The sequence below is a fragment of the Rathayibacter sp. CAU 1779 genome (genome assembly GCF_054551755.1).
This window is the reverse complement of sequence record NZ_JBTOLK010000002.1, coordinates 92,992-117,646: the sequence shown is the minus strand read 5'-3', so window position 1 is coordinate 117,646 and position 24,655 is coordinate 92,992. Positions and strand designations below refer to the sequence as shown.

Sequence of the window (24,655 nt, the reverse complement as noted above, 5' to 3'; positions counted from 1 at the left end):
AGCATTCCACCGTGGACCAGAGCGAGCCTGCGACCGACGACATCCCCGACGACGGCCGCACGGAGACCGTGGTGCAGCGATCGGACCGCAATTGGGCGGACATCCTGCAGGAATTGCGGGTGACCCAGACCGGAACCCAGATCATCACCGGCTTCCTGCTCGCGCTGGCCTTCCAGCCGCGTTTCACGACCCTGGACACCTTCTCGTCGACTATCTATCTCGTACTGGTCTGTCTCGCCGCGACGACCACGGCGCTCAACCTCACCCCGGTGAGCCTGCACCGCTGGCTTTTCCGCCGACACGTGAAGCGTGAGCTCGTGGTGATCGGCAACGTGCTGTTGCGCATCACGCTCGCCGCCGTCGGGCTGCTCGTGATCGGCGTCGTGCTGTTCATCTTCGACGTGGTGCTGTCCCGAACGGCTGGATTCGTGGCGGGCGGCATCACCGCGGCGGTCGTCGTGGCGCTCTGGGTCTTACTTCCCCTGGTGGCCCGGCGCGTCCGCGGCTGACCGACGGATACCGCTCCTGACCGAGCCTCGAAGCATTCAGACACGACATCGGGCCGCCCGGAAGCGGCCCGATGCGCGGTGGCGATTCTTCGATACGCGTCAGTCGTTGTCGGTGAAGGCGTCCTTCACCTTTTCGCCTGCCTGCTTGAGATTCGCCTTGGTCTGATCGAACTTGCCCTGAGCCTTCAGCTCGTCGTCGCCTGTCGCGTCTCCGACGGCCTCCTTGCCCTTGCCCCAGAGCTCGTCCTTCTTGTTCTCGAACTTCTCTTCGTTCCCCATACGTCCTCCTTCGACATCGATTCCACGGCCGACGTTCGCAGCTCGGAGGGCGGGCGGCAAGGGCTTGACATCGCGAACGCGGACCCGAGGGGAGAGAAATGCCTGATCAATTGGCATATCTATGACAATGCGGTCGTGTTCCGCTACTGGAAGTTGCGCGATGTGGTGCGCGCCTTCAACGCCAGAGGCTCGAACCGGTCGGCGACGATGTTCACGATCCCTTCCTCTGTGCGCTCCAGGATGCCCCGCACCACCAGTGCGGGCGCCTCGCGCGCGATCCTGCGGTAGCGCCCCCACACCCCGACGCTGCAGATCACGTTGAGCATGCCGTGCTCGTCCTCGATGTTCATGAACGTGATGCCGCTGGCCGTGGCCGGCCGCTGCCGGTGGGTGACGACTCCGGCGACCTCGACGCGCGTTCCCGCCTCCACCTCGAGCAGATCCGCGGTGGAGCGGATGCCGCGCCCCGCCATCGCCCGCCGCACGTGCCGCATCGGGTGGTCGCCCGGTGAGATCCCGGTCGCCCACAGGTCGTAGACCGTCTGCTCGGATGCCGACAGCACCGGCAGCAGCGGCGGCTGCACGAACACGGCGGTGGAGGGCAGGTAGTCACGTCGTTCCCTGGACGCCGGCCCCGCCGCCCACAGCGACTGCCTGCGGGTGAGGCCGAGGGATTCGAACGCACCGGCTGCCGACAGCGCCTCCAGCTGCGGAGCCGTGAGGCCGACACGGCGGGCGAGGTCGTCCATGCTCGTGTATGGACCGTAGGCATCCCGTTCCTCGATGATGCGCTTGGCGTGCTTGTCGCCGATCGTGTTCACGCCGGCGAGGCCGAGGCGCACGGCGAGCGCGCCGTCTCTGCGGTGGGAGGGGGAGACATCCGGATCGTCGCGGTCGAACTTCTTCGGGATGAGCGGTTGCTTCTGCGCGAGGCAGGAGTCCATGCCGCCCGGTCGTGCCGTTGCGTCCGACGACGCCGCACCTCCGGACAGCGCAGTGCCACTGGACGACGCAGTGCCACTGGTCGCGCCGGTGGCCATCCGCTCTGCACGCTCCTCGACCGGTTCGAGATCGGGATGCACCCCCGAGCGGTTGATGTCGACGTGCCGCACGATCACGCCGTGCCGCACGGCATCCTGGGTGAGCGTCTGCGCCGAGTAGAAGCCCATCGGCTGCGCCTTGATCAGCGCGGCCAGGAACGCGGCGGGATAGTGCAGCTTGAGCCAGGAGCTCGCGTAGACGATGAGCGCGAAGCTCAGCGCGTGACTCTCGGCGAATCCGAAGTCCGCGAACGCCTCGATCTGCGCCCAGATGCCCTGCGCGGCGGCATCGTCGATTCCCCGCCTGGCCATGCCTTCGAACACCTTGTCGTGCAGTGTGCCGATCTTCTCGATGCCGCGCTTGGATCCCATCGCCCGCCGCAGCTGGTCGGCGTCCTCACCCGTGCAGTCGCCGACGGCCATCGCCATCTGCATCACCTGTTCCTGGAACAGCGGGATGCCCAGTGTGCGCTTCAGCACCGGCTTCAGATCCGGATGCGCGTACGTCACCGTCTCCTTCTCCGCGCGTCTGCGGATGTACGGATGCACCGCCCCGCCCTGGATCGGCCCCGGCCGGATCAGCGCCACCTCGATCACGAGGTCGTAGAACTCGCGGGGGAGCAGCCGGGGGAGCGTGCCGAGCTGGGCGCGGCTCTCCACCTGGAACACGCCGATGGCATCCGCCCTGCACAGCATGTCGTAGACCGCCGGCTCTTCCTTGGGGATCGTGGCGAGCGTCCACTTCTCGCCGAGGTGCTGCTCGACCATGTCGAACATGTACTGCACGGCGGCGAGCATGCCGAGACCGAGCAGGTCGAACTTGACCAGGCCCATCCATTCGCAGTCGTTCTTGTCCCACTGCAGCACGGTGCGGTTCTCCATACGGGCGCGCTCGATCGGCACCACTTCGCCGACCGGACGATCCGTGAGCACCATGCCGCCGGAGTGGATGCCCAGGTGCCGCGGCGCGGTCAGCAGCTGCGTGGAGAGCGCGACGACGGCATCCGGGATGTCGTGGTCACCGGTGAACACGTCGGGGCCGTAGCGCTCCACCTGCTTGGACCAGGCATCCTGCTGTCCCGTTGAGTGGCCGAGCGCCTTCGCCATGTCGCGCACCGCGTTCTTCGGCCGGTAGCTGACCACGTTGGCCACTTGGGCTGCATTGCGGCGCCCGTACTTGCGGAACACGTGCTGGATGACCTCCTCGCGCCGCCTGGCATCGAAATCCACGTCGATGTCTGGCTCCTCCGGCCGCAGGCTGGAGAGGAAGCGCTCGAACGGCAGGTTGTACCGGATGGAGTCGACCGACGTGATCTTCAGCGCGTAGCAGACGGCCGAGTTCGCGGCCGACCCACGTCCCTGGCAGAGGATGCCGTGCTCGCGCGCGAACCGCACGATGTCGTACACGATGAGGAAGTAGCCCGGGAAGTCCTTCTCCTCGATGACGCGCAGCTCCTTCTCCATGCGCACACGCACATCCTCGGCGCTCGCGTGCTCGTAGCCGGCCGGGTACCGCTCGGCGATGCCCTCCTCGACGAGCTGGCGCAGGTAGCTCATCGGCGTGTGGCCGGCCGGCACGTCCTGTCTCGGCAGCTTGGGCTTGGCCGAGCTCAGGGAGAAGGCGTGGCTGTCGGCGATCTCGACGCTGCGCTCGATCGCGCCGGGATAGCGAGCGAACCGCTTCGCCATCTCCGCACCCGTGCGAAGTCGCGTGGTCGCCGCTGCCGGGAGCCAGCCGTCGATCTCGTCCAGGCTGCGTCTGGCGCGCACGGCCGCCATCGCCGTGGCGAGCGGACGCTCCGCCTTCGACGCGTAGTGCACGAGACCTGTCGCGACGGATGCCAGCCCCTTGCGCTCGGCGAGCCCGTAGAGCACGTCGTTGTGCACGGTGTCCAACGGGGATCCGGTGTCGAACAGCTCGACCACCACGTGCTCGGCGCCGAACAGCTCGATCAGCTCGTCGAGGGCGAGGGATGCCGCCCCCACGTCGGTCCCGGATGTCGCGTCGAAGCCCTGCAGCACGGCATCCGTCGGCCCTTCGCCCAAGGCCGTACCTGTTCCGGACACCGTGCTCAGGTCGAGTTCCTGGCGCACGGAATCCGCCCGAGAACCGGCGACAGCTCCGGCACCTGAACCAGCGCCACCTCCACCGCCGGCGAGCGCCTGACGCACGGCGCCTTTGCGGCATCCGGTGAGCACGGTCCAGTGCCCGCCCGCCTGCTCGGCGAGACGATGGATGTCGTACACCGGCCGCCCCTTGACGGCATCAGGATGCAGCTGGGCGTCGGTGATCGCACCGGCCAACCGGTGATACCCCTCCTCACCACGCGCGAGCACCAGCAGGTGTGTGCCTTCCGGGTCGGCCTCGCCGTTCTGCGGCCCCGTCAGCCCGAGCGAGAGCTCGGCACCGAACACGGTCTTCACCGCGGTGTGGATCTCCGCCGCCTCCGCGAGCCGCACCACCCCGTACATGCCGTCGTGGTCGGTGAGCGCGATGGCGTTCAGCCGCAACCGGGCGGCCTCCTCGATGAGCCGCTCCGGCGCACTGGCACCGTCGAGGAAGCTGTAGTGCGAGTGCGCGTGCAGCTCCGCGTACGGCACGTACGGACCGTCGATCGGGGTCACCGGCTCGCCGCGGTATGTGCGCCGTTTCACGCTGCGGGCAGGGGAGTCCAGCGCAGCGAGGTCGCCCTCTGCCGGGCGGCGTCCCGACAGCGTGCGCTCCAGTTCCGACCACGGGATCGGCGGGTTCTTGAAGCCCATGTCAGGTCACCTCCGCATCACTACTGCCGCTGCCGCTGGTGCTGGTGCTGGTGCTGGTTGAGCTTGTCGAAACCAGCCCACGGAAACCCCGACCGCTGGTTGAGCCCGTCGAAACCAGCCCACGGAAACCCCCACCGCTGGTTGAGCCCGTCGAAACCAGCCCACCAAGACTCCCGAACGGGTTTCGACAAGCTCAACCAGCGGTCGGGGCTCAACCCGCGATCGGGGCTCAACCCCAACGTTCAAAGCACCCTCAGTCATACCGGGCCTCCAGCATCCATTCGCCGTCCTCGAGCAGCACGAGCCAGGCGCCACCGGCGGAGTCGACGAGCTGCAGGCGGTGCACGCTGCGGGCGGCATCCGCATCCCACCAGCGCTCTTCGACGGGCCACGGGCCTGCCCATCCGGTCACGCCGAGCGGCCGTTTGCCCGGCACGGGGGAGAAGCCGACGGGATCCGCGGTGAGCTCGCCGGCGTCATCCACGTCGACAGGGACACCGGATGCCGACACCACCGCACACCGCACCGGCGGCGAATACACCGTGGCCGGCAGCGGCGGCGGGAGGGATCCCGGCCACGGCTTCGCGCGGTCGCGAGCGACGGCATCCGGTGCACGATCACCCCACGGCACGAGCACCGTGCGATCGGCGAGCATGCGGCCGCCTGTCACGGCAGCGGTGCCGACCGCGTCGTGTCCGAGCATGCTCTGCACGCGGGAGAGCGCATGGTGCACCCGCTCGTCGGGGCCGCCGCCGAACAGGCCGTCCTCGTGGTGGCCGGCGGCATCCACCGCCTCCGGTTTCACCGTCACCTCGACGACGGCGGAGTCCAGTCCGGCCTCGACGCCCGCGCCCTGCAGTTGCCACCGCACGCGATCCACGACATCGGGCGCCGTGAACCACCTCGGATGCAGCCACGTGCGCTCGCTCTCCGCCCCCGACTCCGAGCGCACCAGAATCGTGACGGCCGTGGCCACGAGTTTCTCCGCGGCGAGGGATGCCACGAAGTCGTCGGCCGTCTGCCGGAACGCGAACGTCACTTCGTCGGCCCGCTCCAGTCCGGGTTCGAACGGGATCGACCGCTCCAGCACGGCCTGCGGATCCCGCGGCACGACGACCGCGCGCTCCGCACCCGTCGCAAGGGAGTGGGCGCGCACGCCGTCGTGCCCGAACCGGTCTTCCAGCTCGAGCGGATCCAGCGCGGCGACAGCCCCGATCGTGTCAAGGCCGAGCCGGTGGAACAACGTCGTGAGCTGCGCGTCGAATCCGAACGCGTCGACGGGCAGCGGGGCGAGGAACTCCGCCGACCGACCAGGCTCCACGATCAGCACCCGACTCGTGGGACTCACCGCCACCGCGGGTCGCGCCCCTATCGCCGGCTGAGCCCCCACCGCTGGTTGAGCCTGTCGAAGCCCGTCACCCCGAACACTGGTTTCGACAAGCTCAACCAGCGGCTCCCGTCCCGCCCTCGCAGGCGCCGACGCGGCTCTGGCCGCCTGCTCGGCAGCGAACGGTCCGTCGGCGATGCCGACGCAGGCGTCGGGGGAGCCGTGCCGGGCCGCGACGCTGAGCAGTTCGGATGCCGCGGCATCCTCCCCGCCGTAGAACCGTGCTGGACCACGCGCCCGCAGCGCGCACAGCCCCGGCCTCACAGGCTGCACGCCAGGGATCGCCTGTTCGATGGCGACCAGCAGCGGCTCGAACTCCCGCTGGTCGAGTGCGGCGTCGTAGGGCAGCACGGTGAGCGCCGAGCACCGCGACTGCGCCTCCCGCACCCGCAGCCCGCGCCGCACCCCCTCGCGTCTGGCCTCGACGGAGGAGGCGAACACCATCCCCTTGTCGATGAGCGCGATCGGATGCCCGTCCTCCGCCAACCCGGCAGCTACCGCAGCGCGCACCGGCCAGTCCGGGCACCAGAGGAGCAGTGTGCGCGAATCCACTAGACCGCGACCTTGGTTCTCGGCACCGCCGCGACGAGCCTCCGCGGAACGGCGGGCACTGCTGCGGGATGGTTGCCATGCGACTGGCCGGCACGCACGCTGTGCAGCGAAGCCGGATGTTGTGCTTTCGTCGCAGGCGCAGCATCCTGCAGGCGTCCGTCCGGCGTCAGCAGCAGCGTTGCCCGACGCTCCCGCCCCCACGACCGGCTCTCCGCCGTCACCGTGAGCTCGCGCGCCGCCAGGTAACCGTGTCCTTCGCCCACCCCTGACCACGCACTGGATGCCACGCCCACCGTGGCATCCACACGGGGCCACGGTCCGCAGACGAGCAGCACCGCACCGCGTTGCCGCAGCCGGGCGGCGAGCCTGGCCGCCTCCGCATCGCCGACCCGGCTCCGGGGAGAGGTGACCACAACGCTCACCGCATCCGCCAGCGCTGCCGTCACACTGAACCACCTGTCGCCGGGATGCGGCACCAGCACCAGCCGCTCGAGGTCGACACCCGAGCGGGCTGCGGCCTCTGCACTGAAGCCCGGCATCCCGACCACTGCGCACCAGGCGCCGTCGGCGCTGGGTCCGGCGAGCAGCGCCATGAGGAGGGAGGTGGACCCGCTTGTCAGGGCTGCACCCGCGGGTCCGAGCCCACCGAGTGAATAGACTCCGCCCGGCTGCAGCCCGCCGCCCGGCAGCAATGCACCGAGCGCCGGATGCGTGGGCAACGCATCGTCGTCCACCCTGGTGCGCTCCAGCTCGCCCATCTTCGAGCGCAGCGCCAGCAGTCGCTCCAGGTCCGCTTTCGCGTGTTCGATGGCTGCGCTGTCGTCGAGCGCGCGCATGACGGGCTCCGCGTCGGCACGCTCCCACGGCTCCGCCTGCGAGGCGGGGGAGTAGTGCCCGGCGAGAAGTGTCACCACTCCAGTTTCGAACGTGTATTCGAGAGTGTCAAACCTATCGGCGTGTTGATTCCGGTTGCTTGTTCGAGGGTGCGCTATGGCAATCGCCATGCCACCGTGCTACCGCCGATGAGCTCATCGCGCTTCTGTGCGAGCTCGCTGACGATGGCGTCGCCGTGCTCGTCGCATCCCACGACGAGCACCTCATCGCCGCAGCGCACGGGAGCACGCGACTGGATTAGGCGCGCGGCACCCCGCGGTCACGAGGTGCCACATCGTCGCGACTCCCTTATTTGCTGTGAACGCAAGCAGATCGACGTGAAGGTCGACTCGTCGCTAGCGTTGCGGAATGGACGCCAACCGCGTGAGGGAGTACTACGCATCGTTCGATGAGAACGAGTGGGACCGACTCGACACCGCTGAGGGCAGAGTCGAATTCTTCGTCACCTCACACGTGCTCGACGAGGTGATACCGCCCGGCAGCCGAATTCTGGATCTTGGTGGTGGCCCTGGCCGCTATGCCCAGTTCCTGGCGGACGAAGGACATAAAGTCACCCTTGCTGATCTGTCCCCGAACATGATCGAGATCGCACGGCGACGACTGGGCGACGCGACATTGGAGTCTGCCGTAGTGGCGGATGCCCGCGACCTTTCTCGGTGGGCAGATGCCGCCTTCGACGCCGTCGTCGCGCTCGGGCCGTTCTACCACTTGCCGGACCCGGATGATCGGAACAAGGCGGCAGCGGAGATCCTGAGGGTGACGCGGCCGGGAGGCACGCTCGTTGTTGCATACATGACTAGAGCATCGTTACTGCGTCGCACACTCGCGATTCCGGACGAGCGCGGCCGGTTCATGGAACCGGACTTCATCCAACAGCTCACCTCGGCAGGACGTTTCACCGCCCTCTACCAGGGCCGCTTCGATGGCGCATACGGCGCCACGGTTGAAGAGATCGTTCCGTTCTGGTCCGCGCTCGGTGTGAGCGGCGGCAAGGTCGTCTCCACCAAGGGGATCGCACTTGACCTTGAAGAGTCGTTTGCGGAACTCGAGGCAACAGACGCAGCCGCGGCCACTCGAGTCCGTGAAGCAATCCTTGTCTCGATTTCCGAGCCGTCGCTGCTCGGATACGGTCCGCATGTGCTCTTCACTGGTCATCGGTAGGGAGCGCGATGCGGCCGCTACCGCCGCCCGAACCCCTCACGCACCGGACTCCGCGCGAACGCGACGCTGAACACGACGTACACCACGGCAAGCAATGCCAGGGCGCCGCGGTTTCCGATCCACTGGCCGGCGATTCCGCCGAGGAGGGCCCCAAGGGGGATCGTTGCCGCGTTGAGCGCCTGAGAGACGGCACCGACACGGCCTTGCAACGGCTGTGGCGTGTGTTGCAGGCGGAGCGTCATCAGGGCGACGCTCGCGAGGGAGATGCCGAAGCTGATCGCGCAGACGCCGACGGCGAAGAGAACGACCGTGGGGCCGTGTTGCGCGGCGGGAAGCAGTAGTGCAGCAGGTGCTGTGACGAGGAAAGCCGTGGTGGCGACGCGGCCGAGACCGAATCGGTCGTTGAGTCGTCGGCTGAGGAGCGCCCCGGCGAAGCCTCCGATGCCCCCGATCGTCAAGACCACACCGGTCAGGCTGGACGAGATGGTGAGCGTGCGAACGAGGAAGACGATTTCGAGTGCACCGATCGCCGTGATGAGGAGGTTGGCGGTTGCCGCGCCTGCCGTGACGGCCGCCAGCAGTCGACTCTTTCGGATAATTTGCAGACCCTCGGCGATCTCGGTCCGGATCGGTCTGCGTGCTACTGCAGCGGGCGCCCGGAACGGCGCGGTGATGGTCGCCAGCGCAGCACAGCACACGACGTAGCTGAGGGCGTCGACGGTCAGTGTCGTCGACGCCCCGATGACCGCGACCAGTGCCCCACCCAGGGACGGACCGGCGATCCTTGCCGCTGAGCGCCCGGACTGGAGAGCGGCGTTGCCTGCACTGAATCGGTCGGGCGATACCAATTGCCTCAGGTAAGGGGAGTAGGCGGCTTGGAACACGGCGGTGAAGAAGCCGGTGAGGGTCGCGGCGAGCAGCAGTACAGGAAGCGATAGGGCTCCGAGCGTCGCAGCGAGAGGGATGACACCCAGCGTGCACGCCCGACCGAGGTCGGCGCCCATCATCAGGGCTTTGCACCGGCTCTGGTTTCGATCGACGAGCGCACCGAAGACGAGTCCGAACACCATCGAGGGCAGCCACTGCACCGCTTCGAGCACGCCGACCGTCAGGGTGCTGGCGTGCAATTGCGTGACGGCCACCAGTGGTAGCGCGATCGTCGTCACCATGGTTCCGGCGGCGCTGACGGTCTCGGCGGCGAGGAACGCCGCAAACGGTCTGCCGAGCTTGGACTGCCGGACGATCATCCGGCGCGACTCTCGCGGACGTCACCGGCGGCGGCTTCTGCCTCGGCCGGGCCGCCGCTCGCCGCCAGGCGTGCATGCCAGACACGCAGGGCTTCGTCGACGACTTCCGCCGACGGGGGAGTGGCGCCGCCGACAAGCGGGCCCGTCCGCTGGCCGAGCCGTTGACGGACCACCGTTTCAGGGACGCCGCCGGCCAGCAGCTCCTGGGCGTGCAGCCGACGCAGGTCGGCAAGATGGACGCTCACGCCGGCGGCGGCGCAATAACGAGCCCACCGCGCCTGCACCGACTGGTATCGGAGCGGCGTATCGCGACCCGTCGCGGTGAAAAGGGCGCCCTCTCGTGAGCCCCTCGCGCGTATGGAGTTGCGCAGTCGCAAGAGAACCGGCCGATCATCGACGAGCACACGCCGACGCACTCCGCCCCAGCCCGGCACGTTCAGGCATCCGGCGGTTTCATCGAAGTCCTCGATCCGCAACGCCAACGCCTCGCCCGGCCGCAGCCCGAGACGTGCCACGAGTCCGAAGAGAAGCTGATCACGATCCGCGTGTCGTGGGATCTCCGCGAGCACTTTCTCGACGTCGGCCCGGTCTGGCGTGTGCTCGCCTTCGCTACGCGAGCGGATGTCGGGTGTCACCGTCGGCGCATCCTTCAGCGCCTCATCGATCAGGTCGAGCCGTTCGCACCAGCGCAGGAGCCCGCGAAGTGCGGAGAGTCGTCGCGCCTGAGTTGCGGCGGCCGCACCGCTCGACCGTGCGAGATATGCGGCGACCGCATCCGCGTCAAGTGCCCCGCTGCCGCCCGAAGCGCATTCGATCAGGCTCGCGAGATCCGTCCGATAGCCGCGCACGGTGTGTTCCCTGCGGCCCAGCCGACGCAATTCGGCGAGGTAGGAGTCCACCGTACGGAGTGCGTCCATGCCTGTGACAATACACATTGACACAGGCGCTCACCAGCACGACTCCATCGCCTCTGTCACCGCCCCCGCGTACCCTGAACCACATGTGCGGACGCTTCGCGATGGACGACGACGTCAACGACCTGATCACGGAGTTCGTTGCGGCGGGCGGCGACCTGAACGATTGGCGTCCCACGTATTCGCTCGCCCCGACGGACACGGTTCCCATCGTGCGGGAGCGAGTGGACAAGGGGACGGGGGAGGTGCGTCGCACCGTCGACGGCGCGGTGTGGGATTTCCGTCCGGCGTTCATGCGCGAGTCGAAGCGTCCCAACTTCAATGCGCGCATCGAGACGGTGACGAGCAACGGGCTCTGGAAGGGCGCGTTCGCCTCCTCGCGTGCCATCGTGCCGATGCGCGGCTACTACGAGTGGACGGGCGAGGCCGGTCATAAGCGGGCTCACTTCCTGCACTCGCCGGATGGCGGGCTGCTCGCCGCAGCCGGCATCTACACCGTGCGCAAGGTGGATGATGCGTGGCAGGTCTCCACCGCGATCATCACGCGGCCGGCGCGGGATGCCTCCGGCGAGATCCACGACCGCATGCCGGTCTTCCTCGAGAAGGATGTCTGGGACGAGTTCCTCACGCCGGACAAGCTCGACGAGGCAGGCAAAGAGAACATGGTGCACCTCATGACCGCCGAATCGGAGAAGGTGGCCGGCACGATCACGGGGTATGAGGTCGATCCCAGGGTGAACAACTCCCGCACGGTCGATCCGGCCGATCCGTCGCTCATCGAGCCGCTCGCATCCTGACGAGCGTGGCGCTCACCGCCGCGGGACCGACGCGTCGACACCCCGTGGCGGCACGGCCGCCGGCGCGCTCACAACACGGCAGGGGGAGTGAGCGGCGGGTCGATCTTCTGCGACGTGACCACGGCATCCCGGTCCGCAATCGCCGCATGCACCGCGGAGACCACGTCGGAGCGCGACGTGCCTCGGTGAGTCGGCGGATGCCTGTACCGCACGGACAGCGTCGCCCTCGTCGGCTCGATGGTCACGAACAACACCTCGGCGTGTTTTCCGTCGACGATGGACGTCACGCCTGCGCAGGCGGTGCGGATGCTCTGCACCACGGCTTCCAGATCCTCTCGGTCCGTGTAGCGCACACGCACCTCCACCTCGGACCGCAGCGCAGTGCGCTCCGACTCGTTGAGGAACGGATTCGAGATGACCGTCGCGTTCGGAATGTGGGCGATGGCCCCGTCGAACTGCCGAAGTGTCACGGATCGCCCGTTGATCTCGGTGACGACGCCCTCGTAGTCACCGATCTGCACCACGTCACCGCGGACGAATGGACGCCTCGTCTGAATCACGAGGCCGGCGGCATAGTTCTCGGAGACTCCTCGCAACGCCAGCACCGCGATCACACCGAGCACGATCGCGAGCGCGATCACCGGCTGGATCGGTGCGCCGAGGAAGCTGAGCGCGATGCCGACGCCGAGCACGATGAGCGTGGTGCGCACGATCGACGCAACGCGCTTCGCCACGGCCGGAGGGATGTTCGGGATCCGTGCCAAGACCGCTAGTGTGCCGCGCCTGGCCAGCACCCCGAGCACGATCCCGAGGATGACGCTGAGCAGCGCGAACGCGACGTCCCACGGGTCGAGCCCGGCGAGGAAGCCCGCGGCGTCGCTGGCGTTGGGCGCAGCCATCCTCACGGGAACCTCCGATCGGTCGTTCACGATCGAGCGTGGCACGTCGACGACGACGCACAGCGTTGCCACGCGGCGGCGGAGGGCGACGGTGGTGGAAACTCCTGCCGGACGCCGGCGGTCACCGGTGGCATACTGCCGCGATGGCCGATATCGAGCTCTCCCGTATCGCTGGCGGATCCGTGACCCTTCACGATGCCCGTCGGTCGTTGAAGCGCACCGTCGAGTTGGAACCGTTCGAGATCGGCGTCTACCCGGTCACGCAGGCGCAGCTCGCCGAGCTCATCGGGGAGACGGCGTCGCATCCGCGCAGGCCGGCCGTCGACGTCAGCTGGCTGCGGGCTATCCGGGTGTGCAATGCGGCATCCGAATGGGAGGGCCTGGATGTCGCGTACACGTTCGACGGCGAAGACGTCACCTGGCACGTCGACTCCGACGGGTACCGGCTTCCCACCGAGGCGGAGTGGGAGTTCGCGTGCCGTGCCGGCTCGACGGGGCCGCACTACGGACCGCTTGCAGACGTGGCCTGGACCAGCGTGGACGGCGTGGGATCACCGCAGAACGTGGGGGCGAAGCATCCGAATCTGAACGGCCTCTTCGACACGCTCGGCAACGTGTGGGAGTGGTGCTGGGATCTGCTCGATTCCGCCAGATACGGGTCGTACCGCGTGTTCCGTGGCGGCGGATTCGCGGATGACGCATGGAGCGTCCGCGCATCCACTCGCCGCGGCGGCGACCCGCGCACGCATCAGGACGACGTGGGGTTCCGCCTGGCCCGCGGCGGCTTCGACGCCGAGGACGAGGCACAGGGATGGTCTGCTGCCGTCGACCGCGAACGTGCGCTGACGAGCGGCCCGCTGCCGCCGGGGTGGACGCCGCTGCGCTGAGCTCCGGCACCCGGCACGTCGGTCCGTTCCGTACGCATCTCCGTACGCATCCGTTCCGGATGCCCGCAGTGCTCATCCGGGAGGACTTGCGCTACCCCTGGCGCCTTCGACAGCGCCCCGGTCACCTTCTCGCCTCCGGCAGTGCGGGCCCGAGCCGTGGCTTGCGATTGCGCGTGTCCTCGGCACCCACACGGTTGCTGCGCTCGGTGAGGGCCACGAGCGCAAGATGACGGTCGGCGGTCCAGCAGATCAGCCGTCCGCGCTGATCCTTCGTACGCCCGAGAATGCCCGCCTCCGCCAGTTCCGTCAGAGCCCGGTGCGCGGCCTGCGGCGAGACGGCCAGCCGTGCGCTGACCGACTCCGCCGTGAGCACCGGATCGGACGCAAGCGTGCCGAGAATACGCAGCACGACGGCGTCCCGGCGGGGCACAGCGGGATTCGCTCCGCGGTCGCGCCTGACCGCGACCAGCCGATCGAGGACGTCGCGGTCGAGCGCTGCGATGTCCTCGGCGAGCTTCACCGCGTTGCCTGCGGCGCTCTCGGCCGCCTGCGCGAATCCGATGACCCAGTCATCGATGGCGGGCGGGTCTGCCCGGTACCCGGTGAGGCCGGCGAGGTAGGCATCCGTGTCGCCCACGAAGACCGTGCTGATCGGGATGAGCGTGTTCCGCAGCGCGTCCGCCCGCCGCAGGACGGTATGGATGAGCGCCCGCCCGGTGCGGCCGTTGCCGTCGATGAACGGGTGGATCGTCTCGAACTGGGCGTGGGCGATCGCCGAACGCACCACCGGATTGCCGCTCGTATCGGTGACGAAACGTGCCAGATCCGCCACCAGTCGCGGCACCTCGCTCTCGGGTGGTGGCACGAATGCCGCCCGCAGCGGCGACCAGCCCGGCCCGCCCACCCAGTTCTGCTCCCGCCGCAGACCCGGCGTCAGGCGCGGCTCGATGACGTGCTGGAGGTCGACGATGTCGTCGATCGTGATCGGTCGGGCGCGGTCGGCAAGGTCGTCGATCGCCGCCTCCGTGGCTCGCACGTTCGCCACGACGTCGAGCGCCTGACGAGGACCCTGGTGCAGCAGCTCGGCGATCGCCAGCCTTTTCGGCGTGACGCGATTGCCCTCGATCCAGGAGGACGAAATGGACTCGGACCTGATGAGCAGATGATTCAGGAACCGGCCGCGCGCACCGATCCGTTCGTCGGCACGGGCGAGTACGGCGAGCGCGTCCTCCGCAGCCGTCTGGGCATCCGTACCGAGGGCGGGCAGATGCTCGCCCAGCTCATCCGGCACGTATGCGGCGTAGCGTCCCGGCGTGCGATCCCTGCGACTCAGGCCGCCTTCATCCTCTGGATGCCAGAGTCGCTCGACATACCCGCCCATCGACATCCTCCCGCCCATGTCACTATTTCCACTTTAGATGCTCTAACCGAGAAATAGGATGCCGTTGGTCACTGTTAGTCCCATCACGCCGAACTGTTGTCCCGAATGGTCGCTTCGAGGTGTCGGTGACGACGATTCGGGACAGCAGTTTCGAGACGGAGGGGCGGCACCGGGCACGGGACCCATGGCCGATGACCGAAAGGGTGGGCAGGACGCAGATGACACGCCCGACACCATCCACTCTTTCTGGCCGATAAGCCGATAAGCCAGCCCCGCGACCCGACGCGCACAAACGAAAGAAGGCCGGTCATTGACCGGCCTTCTTTTCATGCGTGCGCGAGGGGGGACTTGAACCCCCACGCCCGATAAAGGGCACTAGCACCTCAAGCTAGCGCGTCTGCCTATTCCGCCACCCGCGCGCAGTTCGGAAGTTGATGTTTCAACCGCCGACGTACGAGGTTAGCACGGTTTCGGAAGGCCTCCGTGCACGCTCGGGCATCGCGAATCGGGGGTCGCCGGACGGTATCCGATTGGTCGCGGCGAGCACCCGGCCGGTAGCGTTGCAGCATGACCACCCCGAACGACGCTGACCAGAACACCGTCGACCGGGACGCCGAGAACGCACTCGACGAGACGGCGCGAATCGCCAGGGACCTCATCCGAATCGACACCACGAACTGGGGTGAAGGCCGGGCGAAGGGCGAGACGGATGCCGCCGCCTACGTGAGCGACCATCTCGCGTCCCTGGAGCTCCAGCCCCGCACCTACGAGTCCCGTCCGAATCGGACGACGGTCATCGCCCGGGTCGAGGGACGCAACAAGGACAAGCCGGCCCTCGTCGTGCACGGGCACCTGGATGTCGTCCCCGCAGATCCCGCCGACTGGACCTTCGACCCCTTCGCCGGTGAGATCCACGACGGGCTGCTCTGGGGCCGCGGCGCCGTTGACATGAAGAACATGGACGCGATGATCCTCACCGCGCTCGGCGACATCATCCGGGCGGGCGAGGCGCCCGAACGCGACCTGGTCATCGCTTTCTTCGCCGACGAGGAAGACGGCGGACTCTTCGGCTCCCACTTCATGGTGGACGAGCATCCCGACGTGTTCGAGGGCGCGACCGAGGCCATCAGCGAGGTCGGCGGATACTCGGTCCACGTCGGAGGTAAGCGCGCCTACCTGCTGCAGACGGGGGAGAAGTCCCTGGTCTGGATCCGGCTGGTCGCCCGCGGCCGCGCCGCGCACGGATCCCGCATGGTCGCCGACAACGCGGTCACGAAGCTCGCCGAGGCCGTGGTCGCCATCGGACGCCACGAGTGGCCGATGCGGCTGACGGACACGACCACGCAGCTGGTCGGCGAGCTGGCACGCCTGCTCGGGGTCGACCCGGTAGCTCTCGGGCCCGACGAGGTGGTGCTGCGCAGCGGGACGGCATCCGGATTCATCCGTGCGACGTTGCACACCACGAGCAACCCCACGCTGCTGAAGGCCGGATACAAGCACAACGTGGTTCCCGAGCGCGCAGAGGCGCTCGTGGACATCCGCACGCTCGCAGGCGAAGAGGACGACGTTCTCCTGAAGGTGCGCGAGCTGGTCGACGACGATGTGGACATCGAGATCGTGCACCGCGACATCGGGCTCGAGGCCCCGTTCGCCGGCCCTCTGGTCGAGGCGATGACCGATGCGCTCCTGCGTCACGACCAGGATGCCGTCGTGCTGCCGTACCTCCTCTCCGGCGGAACGGACAACAAGGCGCTCAGCCGCCTCGGCATCACCGGATACGGATTCGCCCCGCTCCAGCTGCCGGCCGACATCGACTTCCCCGCCATGTTCCACGGCGTCGACGAGCGCGTTCCGCTCGACTCGCTCGTGTTCGGACGCACCGTCCTGCGCCACCTTCTGGCCACCTACTGACCGAAAGGGAGCGATGGACTTCGTCAACGCGCTGATCCTCGGCCTCGTGCAGGGACTCACCGAGTTCCTGCCCGTCTCCTCGAGCGCGCACGTGCGCATCGTGGGCGAGCTCCTCGGCACGGGAGCCGATCCGGGGGCGGCGTTCACCGCCATCATTCAGCTCGGCACGGAGCTGGCGGTGCTCGTGTACTTCTGGCGCGATGTGACGCACATCATCAAGCAGTGGTTCCTGGCGCTGTTCGGGCGGATCCCGCGCAACGATCCGACCGCGCGGCTGGGCTGGATGATCATCGTGGGCAGCATCCCGATCATCGTGCTCGGTCTGTTGTTCCAGAACGCCATCGAGACGACGTTCCGCTCGCTGTGGATCGTGGCGATCATGCTCATCGTGTTCGCCGTCGTGCTCTGGCTCGCCGATCACTTCGGCGCGAAGACGCGCCGCGTTTCGGAGCTCACCTGGGGTCATGCCGCCGTCTACGGTCTTGCGCAGTCCCTCGCGCTGATTCCCGGCGTCTCACGATCGGGCGGCACCATCTCGGCCGGTCTGTTCATGGGCTATCAGCGCAGTGCCGCCGCACGGTACTCGTTCCTGCTGGCCATGCCTGCCGTGTTCGGCAGCGGGCTGTACGAGTTGTACAAGTCGGTGAAACATCCGTGCGTCGAGGGCTCGGCGCACGCCGTGGCCGGCACCTGCACGCCCGAGGTGTTCAACGCGTTCGACACGTTCGGAGCCACCGTCGTCGCGTTCGCGGTCGGCCTGCTCGTGATCGCATTCTTCATGCGCTACATCTCGCGCCGCAGCTTCCTGCCGTTCGTCGTGTACCGCATCGTCATCGGCGTGCTGCTGATGATCCTCCTGGCGACGGGAGTACTGAGTGCCTGAGGCGTGGCCGAGGCCGTCCGTTCCCCGGCTGCCAGGAACCGGCACTGCACCGCAGCTGTTCGACAGCGCGACGAGCGGATACCTGTGCTCGGCTCCCGACGACGTGATCGCCCGGCTCTACGTGTGCGGCATCACCCCGTACGACGCCACGCACATCGGGCATGCGAACACCTATCTCGCGTTCGACACGCTGCAGAGGGTCTGGCTGGATGCCGGTCTCGAGGTGCATTACGCGCAGAACATCACGGATGTCGACGACCCGCTCCTGGAACGCGCGACAGCCACCGGCGTCGACTGGCGCGACCTCGCCGCAGGGCAGATCGAGCTGTTCCGGGGTGACATGGCCGCGCTGCGCATCCTTCCCCCGCAGGACTACGTCGCTGTCACCGAGGTGATCGACGAGATCGCGGATGCCGTCGCGCTTCTCCTCGAGCGCGGAACCGCCTATCGAGTGCCCACCCCAGACACGGGAGAGGGCACCGACACCGGCATCGGGTCGGACACCGACGACGTGTACTTCGACGTCGCGGCGGCAGGGGAGACGAGCCCCTGGCGTCTCGGTGACGAGAGCAATCTCGACCGAGCGACGATGCTCGCCCTGTCCGCCGAACGCGGCGGCGACCCGGATCGACCAGGCAAGCGCGACCCGCTCGATCCGCTCGTGTGGCGGGCCGCTCGCGACGACGAGCCCTCATGGGAATCCGTCGTGGGGCGCGGACGTCCCGGATGGCACATCGAGTGCTCGGTCATCGCGCTGAAGCATCTCGGACACGACTTCACCGTTCAGGGCGGCGGAGCAGACCTGCTGTTCCCGCACCACGAGCTCTCCGCTGGTCACGCAGCGGCGCTGAGCGGACATCCGCTCGCCAGGGTGTACAGCCACGCCGGCCTGATCGCCTACCAGGGCGAGAAGATGAGCAAGTCGCTCGGCAACCTCGTGCTCGTCTCACGACTGGTGGAGCAGGGAGTCGATCCCGCAGCGATCCGGCTCGCACTGCTCGCCCACCATTACCGGGCGGAGTGGGAGTGGACTGGGGAGGGACTGAGCGAGGCGGAGGCGCGGCTGGCGGCCTGGCGCGGCATCCGGGCGGATCCCGCCGGAGCGAAAGCAGACCACGTGCTCGCCGAAGTGCGGGGCCGCCTGGCCGACGACCTCGACACGCCCGGTGTGCTGGCCGCTGTCGACGCGGCCGTCACGACGGGAGTCGACGACCCCGAGCTCGTTCGCGCGCTCGTGGACGCGCTGCTCGGCGTCGCGCTCTGACGGCTCCGGTTCGCTGTTTCTACTCGCGGCGCCAAGGTTCGTCCGGGCCTCGCCCGTCGCCCTTGTCACCACGCCCGTCGCCGCGACGGCGCAGGTAGCGCTCGAACTCCTGCGCGATAGCCTCGCCGCTCGCCTCGGGGGAGTCGACGGTGTCGCGCGCCTGCTCCAGCTGCTCGATGTAAGCGGCCATGTCCTCGTCGTCCGCTGCGAGGGCGTCGATGCCGCTCTCCCATGCCGCGGAGTCGGCGACGAGGTCGCCGCGCGGAACCGTCACGTCGATGATCTGCTCGAGCTTCTCGATGAGCGCCAGCATCGCCTTCGGGCTGGGGGAGTTGTGCACGTAGTGCGGAACGGATGCCCACAGCGACAACGTGGGAATGCCCACCGATTCCGCCGCATCGCCCACGACACTGAGAATGCCGACAGGCCCTTCGTACGTCGGCCGCTCCACCCCGAGCTCGGCGCGCACCTGCGGATTGTCGCTCGAGGCGTGCACCGAGATCGGACGCGTGTGCGGCACGTCGGCGAGCATGGATCCGAGCAGCACGACCGCGTCGATCCCTGCGGCGAGCGCTGCGTCGATCAGCTCGGCGGTGAATGCCTTCCAGCTGCGGGACGGCTCGGTTCCCAGCAGGAGGAAGAGGTTGCCGACTCCCGTGCCGCTCGCGTGGTATTCGGCGACCTCTTCGAGCGGATCGATCCGGATGCCGGGCGACACCGGCGCATACACGACGGCTCCCGGCCACTCCAGCCGGCGCCTGCCTTCGTCGTCTGCTGCGAGGGTCGGGCGGTTGAACTGGAAGTCGTAGTAGAGCTCGGGGTCGATGGTTGCCACCGGCACCACGTCCAGCGCGTCCTTGAGGGTGCGGACGGCCCCGCTGGCCGCCTCTCCCGCGTCGTTCCACCCCTCGAAGGCGACGACGAGGATGCGTCCGTCGAAGATCCGGCTGTCGTTGCTCACGCTTGGATTCCGCTCCCGCTCCGTGCCCGGTCGGACACGCCTACCCAGGATAGGCTGGATGCCCGTGACCGCATTCCCCTCCGCCGTCCTGTTCGACATGGACGGCACCCTCGTCGACACCGAGCCGTACTGGATGCAGGCGGAGACGGAGCTGGTGCACGAGCACGGCGGATCCTGGACCCACGATGACGCACTCATCCTCGTCGGGTCCGGCCTGTGGGAGTCGGCGAAGGTCTTCCAGCAGCACGGCGTGGACCTCGACGCCGACACGATCGTGGCGACGCTCACGCGTCGCGTGCAGGAGCAGCTGGACGAGTACGGGGTGCCGTGGCGCCCTGGTGCGAAGGAGCTTCTGCTCGACATCCGTCAGCACGGCGTCAAGACCGCGCTGGTGACCATGTCGATCCGCGACATGGCGGAGCAGATCGTGCGGCTCATCCCGTTCGAGGGTTTCGACGTGCTCGTCACGGGCGATGAGGTGGAGCGGCCGAAGCCGTTCGCCGACCCCTATCTGCATGCGGCACGCCTGCTCGGCGTCCGCGCTCGAGACTGCGTCGCCATCGAAGACTCGATGAACGGGCTGGCCTCCGCCGTCGCGGCGGGAACCGTCGCGATCGGCGTTCCGAACATCATCCCGTTGCCCGAGAGCGAGGAGCACACGCTGTGGCCGACGCTCGACGGCCGCACTCTCGCCGATCTGTCGGCACTGTTCGAGGAGCGTGCTGCGTGAGCGAGTACGAGCTTCCTGCCGCATCCGGTCCGTTCCGTGCCGGCGACCGCGTGCAGCTGACGGGTCCGCGTGGGCACCTGCACACCATCACCCTCGAGCCGGGCAAGGTGTTCCATACCCACCGGGGACCGCTGCCGCACGACGCCATCATCGGTCAGCCAGACGGATCCGTCGTCGCCAACGAGGCCGGCATCGAGCACCTGGCGCTGCGCCCGCTGCTCACCGACTTCGTGATGTCCATGCCGCGCGGTGCCGCGATCGTGTATCCGAAGGACGCCGCGCAGATCCTCGCGCAGGCCGACATCTTTCCCGGCGCAACGGTCGTGGAGGCCGGCGTGGGGTCCGGCGCGCTGTCGCTCTGGCTGCTGCGCGCGATCGGACCAGAGGGGCGCCTGGCGTCCTTCGAGCGCCGTGACGAGTTCGCGGATGTCGCGCGCGGCAACGTCGAGACCTTCTTCGGCCGTCTGCCCGACACGTGGTCCCTCACTGTCGGCGACCTGCAGGAAGAGCTGCCGAACGCGCTTCCCGACGGCAGTGTCGACCGGATCGTGCTCGACATGCTCGCACCCTGGGAGTGCGTCGATGCCTGCGCAACGGCCCTGAAGCCCGGCGGCGTACTCCTCTGTTACGTCGCGACCGTCACCCAGCTGTCCCGCGTGGCGGAAGCCGTCCGTGCGAGCGGATCCTTCACCCATCCCATCTCCAGCGAGACGATGGTGCGCGGATGGCACGTCGAGGGTCTCGCCGTGCGACCGGATCATCGCATGATCGCGCACACCGGATTCCTCATCACCGCGCGTCGCCTCGCTCCCGGCGCCGTTCTGCCCGAACTCAAGCGGAGGGCGTCCAAGAGCGAGTACAGCGACGAAGACGTCGAGGCGTGGACGCCCGGCGCGCTGGGGGAGCGGGTGGTGAGCCCGAAGAGCCTGCGCAAGCGGGTGCGCGAGGCATCCGAATCGGCCAGACTCGCTCGCGAACGCGACGAGAGCGCCGGGGAGACCTTCCCGACAGAGGCCGATAAGACCGTCGACTAGCATGGGGTGCCGGAGCGCCGCCCGCTCCCATCCCGTCGTCTTTCATCGAAAGAGGAATCGTGCGCACACTCCTGCCACGCACAGCCATGAACCGCACCGCCTCGGACCGCCCGGCCTCCGACCGCTCAGGCGCCGGACGCAGCGTTCCGGCTCGTCGGATCGGAGTCGCCCTGTCCGCCACGGCGCTTGTCGCCCTGGCGCTCACCGGATGCTCGGCCTCCTCGAGCAGCTCGTGCGTCCAGCCGGGGGATGCCTCGGCCCTGGTGCGGTCGTCGGCGACACCGACGGCATCCACCGGTTCGTTCCCGAAGCCGCTGCACGCCGATTCGCTGCAGAAGAGCACCATCAAGGCCGGCTCCGGCGACCAGATCACCGATGGTCAGCCCGTCGTGATCACGTTGGGAATCTTCAACGGCGCCGACGGCAAGGCGCTGTCCACGCCGGAGAGCGGACTCATCTCAGCTTCGGCATCGGGAGGCACCATCCCGGGCGTGCAGAAGGCGCTGCTGTGCAGCCAGGCCGGCTCTCGCATCGTCGTGACCGGCACCGTCGGGCAGATCCTGGGCAGCCAGCAGCAGTCCGGCCTGCCGTCCTCGACCACCGTGGTCGCCGTCACCAACGTGACCAAGGCGTTCCTCGCCCGCGCGAACGGCGCACCGCGTCCCGCGCAGCCGGGAATGCCCACCGTCGTGCTCGCCCCCAACGGCCAGCCGGGCATCAAGATCCCCTCGCACGACGCGCCGACCACGCTCAAGACGGCCGTGCTCAAGCAGGGATCCGGCGCCGAACTCAAGAAGAACGAGTCGGCCGTCGTCAACTACACGGCCGTAACCTGGAGCGCCCCCGACACGGTGGCGTCCTCATCGTGGACCGACGGTTCAGCAACCGTCTGGCCGGCGAGCGACGGCTCGGTGCCCACGAAGGTGACGGATCAGCTCGCTGGACAGCGGGTGGGCAGCCAGCTCATCATCGTGACCCCGGGCAGCAATGCCACGGCTTACGTCGTCGACATCCTGGGCGTGGCCAAGTAGCGACAGCTCCACCCGCCTCGGGCGGGTGAAGGCAGCATGCGACACCCGGCGCTGCCTCGCACGTGCCCGCGCCGCACCTTAGGATGGCCTGCGTGTCCCCACAGAAGGTTCCGGTCGAGGAGCGCCTTTTCTCTCTCGTGCTCACACTCGTGGCCACGGAATCGGGACTGACGAAGAACGAGATCCTCTCCAGCGTCCAGGGATACAGCTCGCGCTTCCGCGACGGCGGAGACAACAGTGCGCTCGAGCGCCAGTTCGAACGTGACAAGGACGACATCCGCGAGCTCGGCATCCCGCTGGAGACGGTCGAGGATCCCGGCGATCCCGGCAACAACCAGGCCATGCGGTACCGCATCCCCAAAGCGGTGTACGACCTGCCGGCCGACATCACCTTCACGCCCCGCGAGATGGCGTTGCTCCGCCTCGCCGCGACGGTCTGGCGCGAGGGATCCCTGTCCTCCGACTCCCGCCGCGCGATCATGAAGCTGCGCACCCTCGGCGTCGAGGCCGACGACCCTGTTGTGGGGTTCGCGCCCCGCGTGCGCACACGTGAGGCCGCCTTCGAGCCGTTCGAGGTCGCGTTGGAGCGCAACGCCGTCGTGAACTTCGAGTACCTCAAGCCCGGCGAGACCCAGCCGACCAAGCGCGTCGTCGAGCCACTGGCACTCGTGCAGTTCCACGGCCGCTGGCTGCTGCACGCGCACGACAGGGGAGCGGATGCTCCGCGCACCTTCCTCCTGTCCCGCGTGATCGGCAAGCCCCGCGTCACCCAGCTCACGTTCGCCCGCCGCGGCACGGATTACGCCTCCCGCGCGATCGACGAGCTGCAGGCCATCTGGGAGCGCAATGCCGCCGAGCTCGACGTGCAGCCTGGAACGGATGCCTGGGTGCGGTTGAGCAAACGCGAGGACACTCGCGTCAACGAGGACGGCAATCTCCTCGTGCACTACTCCGACACGGCGCTCCTGGCCGACGAGCTCGCCGGATACGGACCGGAGGTGCGCGTCATCTGGCCATCCCGACTCGTGGAGGCCGTCCGTGACCGGCTGCGGATCGCCCTCGAGTCGCACCTGGCACCTGTGTCCACCGGAGAGGTGGATGCCCGTGGCTGACTCCGCTTCCCCCCGAGACGCCCGCGACAAGCTCGCCCTGCTGCTGTCCCTCATCCCGTATCTGATGGACAACGAGAGCGTCCCCGTCGCGGATGCCGCCGCCGCCTTCGACGTGTCGCCGAAGCAGATCCGCGATGCGGTGCACCTCATCGCGGTGTCCGGCCTGCCGGGCGAATCGCACGCCTATCTTCCCGGCGATCTCTTCGACATCGACTGGGACGAGCTGGAGCAGCACGATCGCATCGCGCTCACCCACACCGTCGCGATCGACGACACACCGAGGCTGTCCGCTCGCGAGGCCGCGGCCCTGATCGCCGGGCTCCAGTACCTCAGCTCGCTGCCCGAGCACGCGGATCGCGACGCCATGGCATCCCTGATGGCGAAGCTGGAACGCGGAACGGCGACCGGCGCCGCACAGGTGGCGGTCGCCCCCGCAGCGCTGCGCGACACCGTCGCGACCGTGCGCGAGGCCATCGAGCGCCGCACTCAACTCGACTTCGACTACGTCAGCGCGCGCGGCGATTCAGAGCGCCGCACGGTGGACCCGTTGCGGATCGAATCCGTCAACGACGACTGGTACCTGCGCGGCTGGTGTCACCTCCGCAAGGCGGTGCGCACGTTCCGCATCGATCGGATCGACCACCTCGCCTCCACGGGAAAGCCGATCAGCGAACATGCGGCCGGCGTCGTGCTCCCCGAGCGGATGTTCCAGGGCTCAGCAGAGGATCTCACCGTCTCCGTGGACGTCGCAGCGCCGGCACTTCCGCTCATCGCCGACTACATCCCGGAAGACGCGAAACGGGTCCACGACGGCGACATCGTGCACACGAAGGTGCGAGTCGCGCACTACCACGGGCTCAAGCGCCTCGTGGCACGTTTCGCGGGGCAGGTCGTCGTGACCGCGCCGGACGATGCCCGGGCCGCCGTCGCCGAGTGGGTCCGAGCGGGCGCTGAACGCTACGTCGAGACCGGCTCGGCATCCGCCGCCGGATCCGCCGGCCAGGGGCCCGACGCGTAGG

The 24,655-nt window shown here is 68.4% G+C and carries 21 protein-coding genes and 1 tRNA gene; 12 read left to right on the top strand and 10 right to left on the bottom strand.

The window, feature by feature from the left end:
• Positions 1 to 11: 11 nt before the first annotated feature.
• Positions 12 to 509, top strand: coding sequence for a DUF6328 family protein (locus ACX9R5_RS11490; protein WP_459409182.1), 498 nt, complete (start codon positions 12 to 14; stop codon positions 507 to 509).
• Between the two features lie 99 nt (positions 510 to 608).
• Here the strand turns inward: ACX9R5_RS11490 and ACX9R5_RS11485 are convergent, their stop codons facing one another.
• The 4 genes from ACX9R5_RS11485 to ACX9R5_RS11470 all read right to left on the bottom strand — a co-directional run bounded on the left by ACX9R5_RS11485 (position 609) and on the right by ACX9R5_RS11470 (position 7,441).
• Positions 609 to 788, bottom strand: coding sequence for a CsbD family protein (locus ACX9R5_RS11485; protein WP_459409181.1), 180 nt, complete (start codon positions 786 to 788; stop codon positions 609 to 611).
• A 143-nt stretch (positions 789 to 931) separates the two neighbouring features.
• A complete protein-coding gene (locus tag ACX9R5_RS11480; RefSeq protein WP_459409180.1) occupies positions 932 to 4,591 on the bottom strand; it encodes an error-prone DNA polymerase in 3,660 nt (1,219 codons plus the stop codon).
• Positions 4,592 to 4,844: 253 nt separating this feature from the next.
• Positions 4,845 to 6,530 carry a DNA polymerase Y family protein gene (locus tag ACX9R5_RS11475; RefSeq protein WP_459409179.1) on the bottom strand — a complete coding sequence of 562 codons (1,686 nt, stop codon included), beginning with the start codon at positions 6,528 to 6,530 and terminating at the stop codon, positions 4,845 to 4,847.
• On the bottom strand, positions 6,530 to 7,441 hold the full coding sequence (locus ACX9R5_RS11470) for a hypothetical protein (RefSeq protein WP_459409178.1): 912 nt from the start codon (positions 7,439 to 7,441) through the stop codon (positions 6,530 to 6,532). Before ACX9R5_RS11470 ends, ACX9R5_RS11475 begins: the two co-directional genes overlap by 1 nt.
• 331 nt (positions 7,442 to 7,772) lie before the next feature.
• On the opposite strand from ACX9R5_RS11470, the gene ACX9R5_RS11465 reads away from it, so the two are divergent.
• Entirely contained in the window at positions 7,773 to 8,585 is an 813-nt protein-coding gene (locus ACX9R5_RS11465; protein WP_459409177.1) for a class I SAM-dependent methyltransferase, read from the top strand.
• Positions 8,586 to 8,602: 17 nt separating this feature from the next.
• Here the strand turns inward: ACX9R5_RS11465 and ACX9R5_RS11460 are convergent, their stop codons facing one another.
• Both ACX9R5_RS11460 and ACX9R5_RS11455 read right to left on the bottom strand, forming a co-directional pair.
• On the bottom strand, positions 8,603 to 9,832 hold the full coding sequence (locus tag ACX9R5_RS11460) for an MFS transporter (RefSeq protein ID WP_459409176.1): 1,230 nt from the start codon (positions 9,830 to 9,832) through the stop codon (positions 8,603 to 8,605).
• Positions 9,829 to 10,749: a tyrosine-type recombinase/integrase gene (locus ACX9R5_RS11455; protein ID WP_459409175.1), complete on the bottom strand. Its 921-nt coding sequence runs from the start codon at positions 10,747 to 10,749 to the stop codon at positions 9,829 to 9,831. The genes ACX9R5_RS11460 and ACX9R5_RS11455 overlap by 4 nt, the downstream gene beginning before the upstream one ends.
• Positions 10,750 to 10,832: 83 nt before the next feature.
• Between ACX9R5_RS11455 and ACX9R5_RS11450 the strand changes: the two genes are divergently transcribed.
• The gene (locus ACX9R5_RS11450) at positions 10,833 to 11,543 is read left to right on the top strand and encodes an SOS response-associated peptidase (protein WP_459409174.1); all 711 of its coding nucleotides are present in this window, start codon (positions 10,833 to 10,835) and stop codon (positions 11,541 to 11,543) included.
• Positions 11,544 to 11,611: 68 nt separating this feature from the next.
• Here the strand turns inward: ACX9R5_RS11450 and ACX9R5_RS11445 are convergent, their stop codons facing one another.
• Positions 11,612 to 12,442, bottom strand: a complete 831-nt coding sequence (locus ACX9R5_RS11445) for a mechanosensitive ion channel family protein (protein ID WP_459409173.1) — start codon at positions 12,440 to 12,442, stop codon at positions 11,612 to 11,614.
• A gap of 143 nt (positions 12,443 to 12,585) precedes the next feature.
• On the opposite strand from ACX9R5_RS11445, the gene ACX9R5_RS11440 reads away from it, so the two are divergent.
• Entirely contained in the window at positions 12,586 to 13,329 is a 744-nt protein-coding gene (locus tag ACX9R5_RS11440; protein WP_459409172.1) for a formylglycine-generating enzyme family protein, read from the top strand.
• Between the two features lie 121 nt (positions 13,330 to 13,450).
• Here ACX9R5_RS11440 and ACX9R5_RS11435 read toward each other — a convergent pair whose 3' ends face one another.
• Complete coding sequence (locus tag ACX9R5_RS11435) at positions 13,451 to 14,710, bottom strand: Fic family protein (RefSeq protein ID WP_459409171.1); 1,260 nt, start codon at positions 14,708 to 14,710, stop codon at positions 13,451 to 13,453.
• A 333-nt stretch (positions 14,711 to 15,043) separates the two neighbouring features.
• Positions 15,044 to 15,129, bottom strand: a tRNA-Leu gene (locus ACX9R5_RS11430).
• 148 nt (positions 15,130 to 15,277) lie between these two features.
• Here ACX9R5_RS11430 and ACX9R5_RS11425 point away from each other — a divergent pair.
• From ACX9R5_RS11425 to mshC, 3 genes are read left to right on the top strand one after another with little or no spacing between them, the layout of a single operon-like run.
• Entirely contained in the window at positions 15,278 to 16,621 is a 1,344-nt protein-coding gene (locus ACX9R5_RS11425; RefSeq protein ID WP_459409170.1) for a M20/M25/M40 family metallo-hydrolase, read from the top strand.
• Between the two features lie 13 nt (positions 16,622 to 16,634).
• The gene (locus ACX9R5_RS11420) at positions 16,635 to 17,504 is read left to right on the top strand and encodes an undecaprenyl-diphosphate phosphatase (RefSeq protein WP_459409169.1); all 870 of its coding nucleotides are present in this window, start codon (positions 16,635 to 16,637) and stop codon (positions 17,502 to 17,504) included.
• On the top strand, positions 17,497 to 18,768 hold the full coding sequence (gene mshC, locus ACX9R5_RS11415) for a cysteine--1-D-myo-inosityl 2-amino-2-deoxy-alpha-D-glucopyranoside ligase (protein WP_459409168.1): 1,272 nt from the start codon (positions 17,497 to 17,499) through the stop codon (positions 18,766 to 18,768). The genes ACX9R5_RS11420 and mshC overlap by 8 nt, the downstream gene beginning before the upstream one ends.
• A 19-nt stretch (positions 18,769 to 18,787) precedes the next feature.
• Here mshC and ACX9R5_RS11410 read toward each other — a convergent pair whose 3' ends face one another.
• Positions 18,788 to 19,729 carry a PAC2 family protein gene (locus ACX9R5_RS11410; RefSeq protein WP_459409167.1) on the bottom strand — a complete coding sequence of 314 codons (942 nt, stop codon included), beginning with the start codon at positions 19,727 to 19,729 and terminating at the stop codon, positions 18,788 to 18,790.
• Between the two features lie 64 nt (positions 19,730 to 19,793).
• Between ACX9R5_RS11410 and ACX9R5_RS11405 the strand changes: the two genes are divergently transcribed.
• From ACX9R5_RS11405 to ACX9R5_RS11385, 5 genes are all read left to right on the top strand, one after another.
• A complete protein-coding gene (locus tag ACX9R5_RS11405; protein ID WP_459409166.1) occupies positions 19,794 to 20,459 on the top strand; it encodes an HAD family hydrolase in 666 nt (221 codons plus the stop codon).
• Positions 20,456 to 21,493, top strand: a complete 1,038-nt coding sequence (locus ACX9R5_RS11400; protein WP_459409165.1) for a tRNA (adenine-N1)-methyltransferase — start codon at positions 20,456 to 20,458, stop codon at positions 21,491 to 21,493. The genes ACX9R5_RS11405 and ACX9R5_RS11400 overlap by 4 nt, the downstream gene beginning before the upstream one ends.
• A gap of 59 nt (positions 21,494 to 21,552) precedes the next feature.
• Positions 21,553 to 22,524: an FKBP-type peptidyl-prolyl cis-trans isomerase gene (locus tag ACX9R5_RS11395; protein ID WP_459409164.1), complete on the top strand. Its 972-nt coding sequence runs from the start codon at positions 21,553 to 21,555 to the stop codon at positions 22,522 to 22,524.
• Between the two features lie 83 nt (positions 22,525 to 22,607).
• A complete protein-coding gene (locus ACX9R5_RS11390) occupies positions 22,608 to 23,636 on the top strand; it encodes a helix-turn-helix transcriptional regulator (protein WP_459409163.1) in 1,029 nt (342 codons plus the stop codon).
• Positions 23,629 to 24,654, top strand: coding sequence for a helix-turn-helix transcriptional regulator (locus ACX9R5_RS11385; protein WP_459409162.1), 1,026 nt, complete (start codon positions 23,629 to 23,631; stop codon positions 24,652 to 24,654). The genes ACX9R5_RS11390 and ACX9R5_RS11385 overlap by 8 nt, the downstream gene beginning before the upstream one ends.
• Position 24,655 lies beyond the last annotated feature (1 nt).

Bases quoted from the DNA above. Each gene is read 5' to 3' on its own strand.
- ACX9R5_RS11465 (WP_459409177.1), top strand. From the start codon at position 7,773: ATGGACGCCAACCGCGTGAGGGAGTACTACGCATCGTTCGATGAGAAC.
- ACX9R5_RS11435 (WP_459409171.1), bottom strand. From the start codon at position 14,710: ATGGGCGGGTATGTCGAGCGACTCTGGCATCCAGAGGATGAAGGCGGC.
- ACX9R5_RS11420 (WP_459409169.1), top strand. From the start codon at position 16,635: ATGGACTTCGTCAACGCGCTGATCCTCGGCCTCGTGCAGGGACTCACC.
- ACX9R5_RS11425 (WP_459409170.1), top strand. From the start codon at position 15,278: ATGACCACCCCGAACGACGCTGACCAGAACACCGTCGACCGGGACGCC.
- ACX9R5_RS11455 (WP_459409175.1), bottom strand. From the start codon at position 10,749: ATGGACGCACTCCGTACGGTGGACTCCTACCTCGCCGAATTGCGTCGG.
- ACX9R5_RS11480 (WP_459409180.1), bottom strand. From the start codon at position 4,591: ATGGGCTTCAAGAACCCGCCGATCCCGTGGTCGGAACTGGAGCGCACG.
- ACX9R5_RS11440 (WP_459409172.1), top strand. From the start codon at position 12,586: ATGGCCGATATCGAGCTCTCCCGTATCGCTGGCGGATCCGTGACCCTT.
- ACX9R5_RS11450 (WP_459409174.1), top strand. From the start codon at position 10,833: ATGTGCGGACGCTTCGCGATGGACGACGACGTCAACGACCTGATCACG.
- ACX9R5_RS11460 (WP_459409176.1), bottom strand. From the start codon at position 9,832: ATGATCGTCCGGCAGTCCAAGCTCGGCAGACCGTTTGCGGCGTTCCTC.
- ACX9R5_RS11485 (WP_459409181.1), bottom strand. From the start codon at position 788: ATGGGGAACGAAGAGAAGTTCGAGAACAAGAAGGACGAGCTCTGGGGC.
- ACX9R5_RS11390 (WP_459409163.1), top strand. From the start codon at position 22,608: ATGGCCTGCGTGTCCCCACAGAAGGTTCCGGTCGAGGAGCGCCTTTTC.
- ACX9R5_RS11445 (WP_459409173.1), bottom strand. From the start codon at position 12,442: ATGGCTGCGCCCAACGCCAGCGACGCCGCGGGCTTCCTCGCCGGGCTC.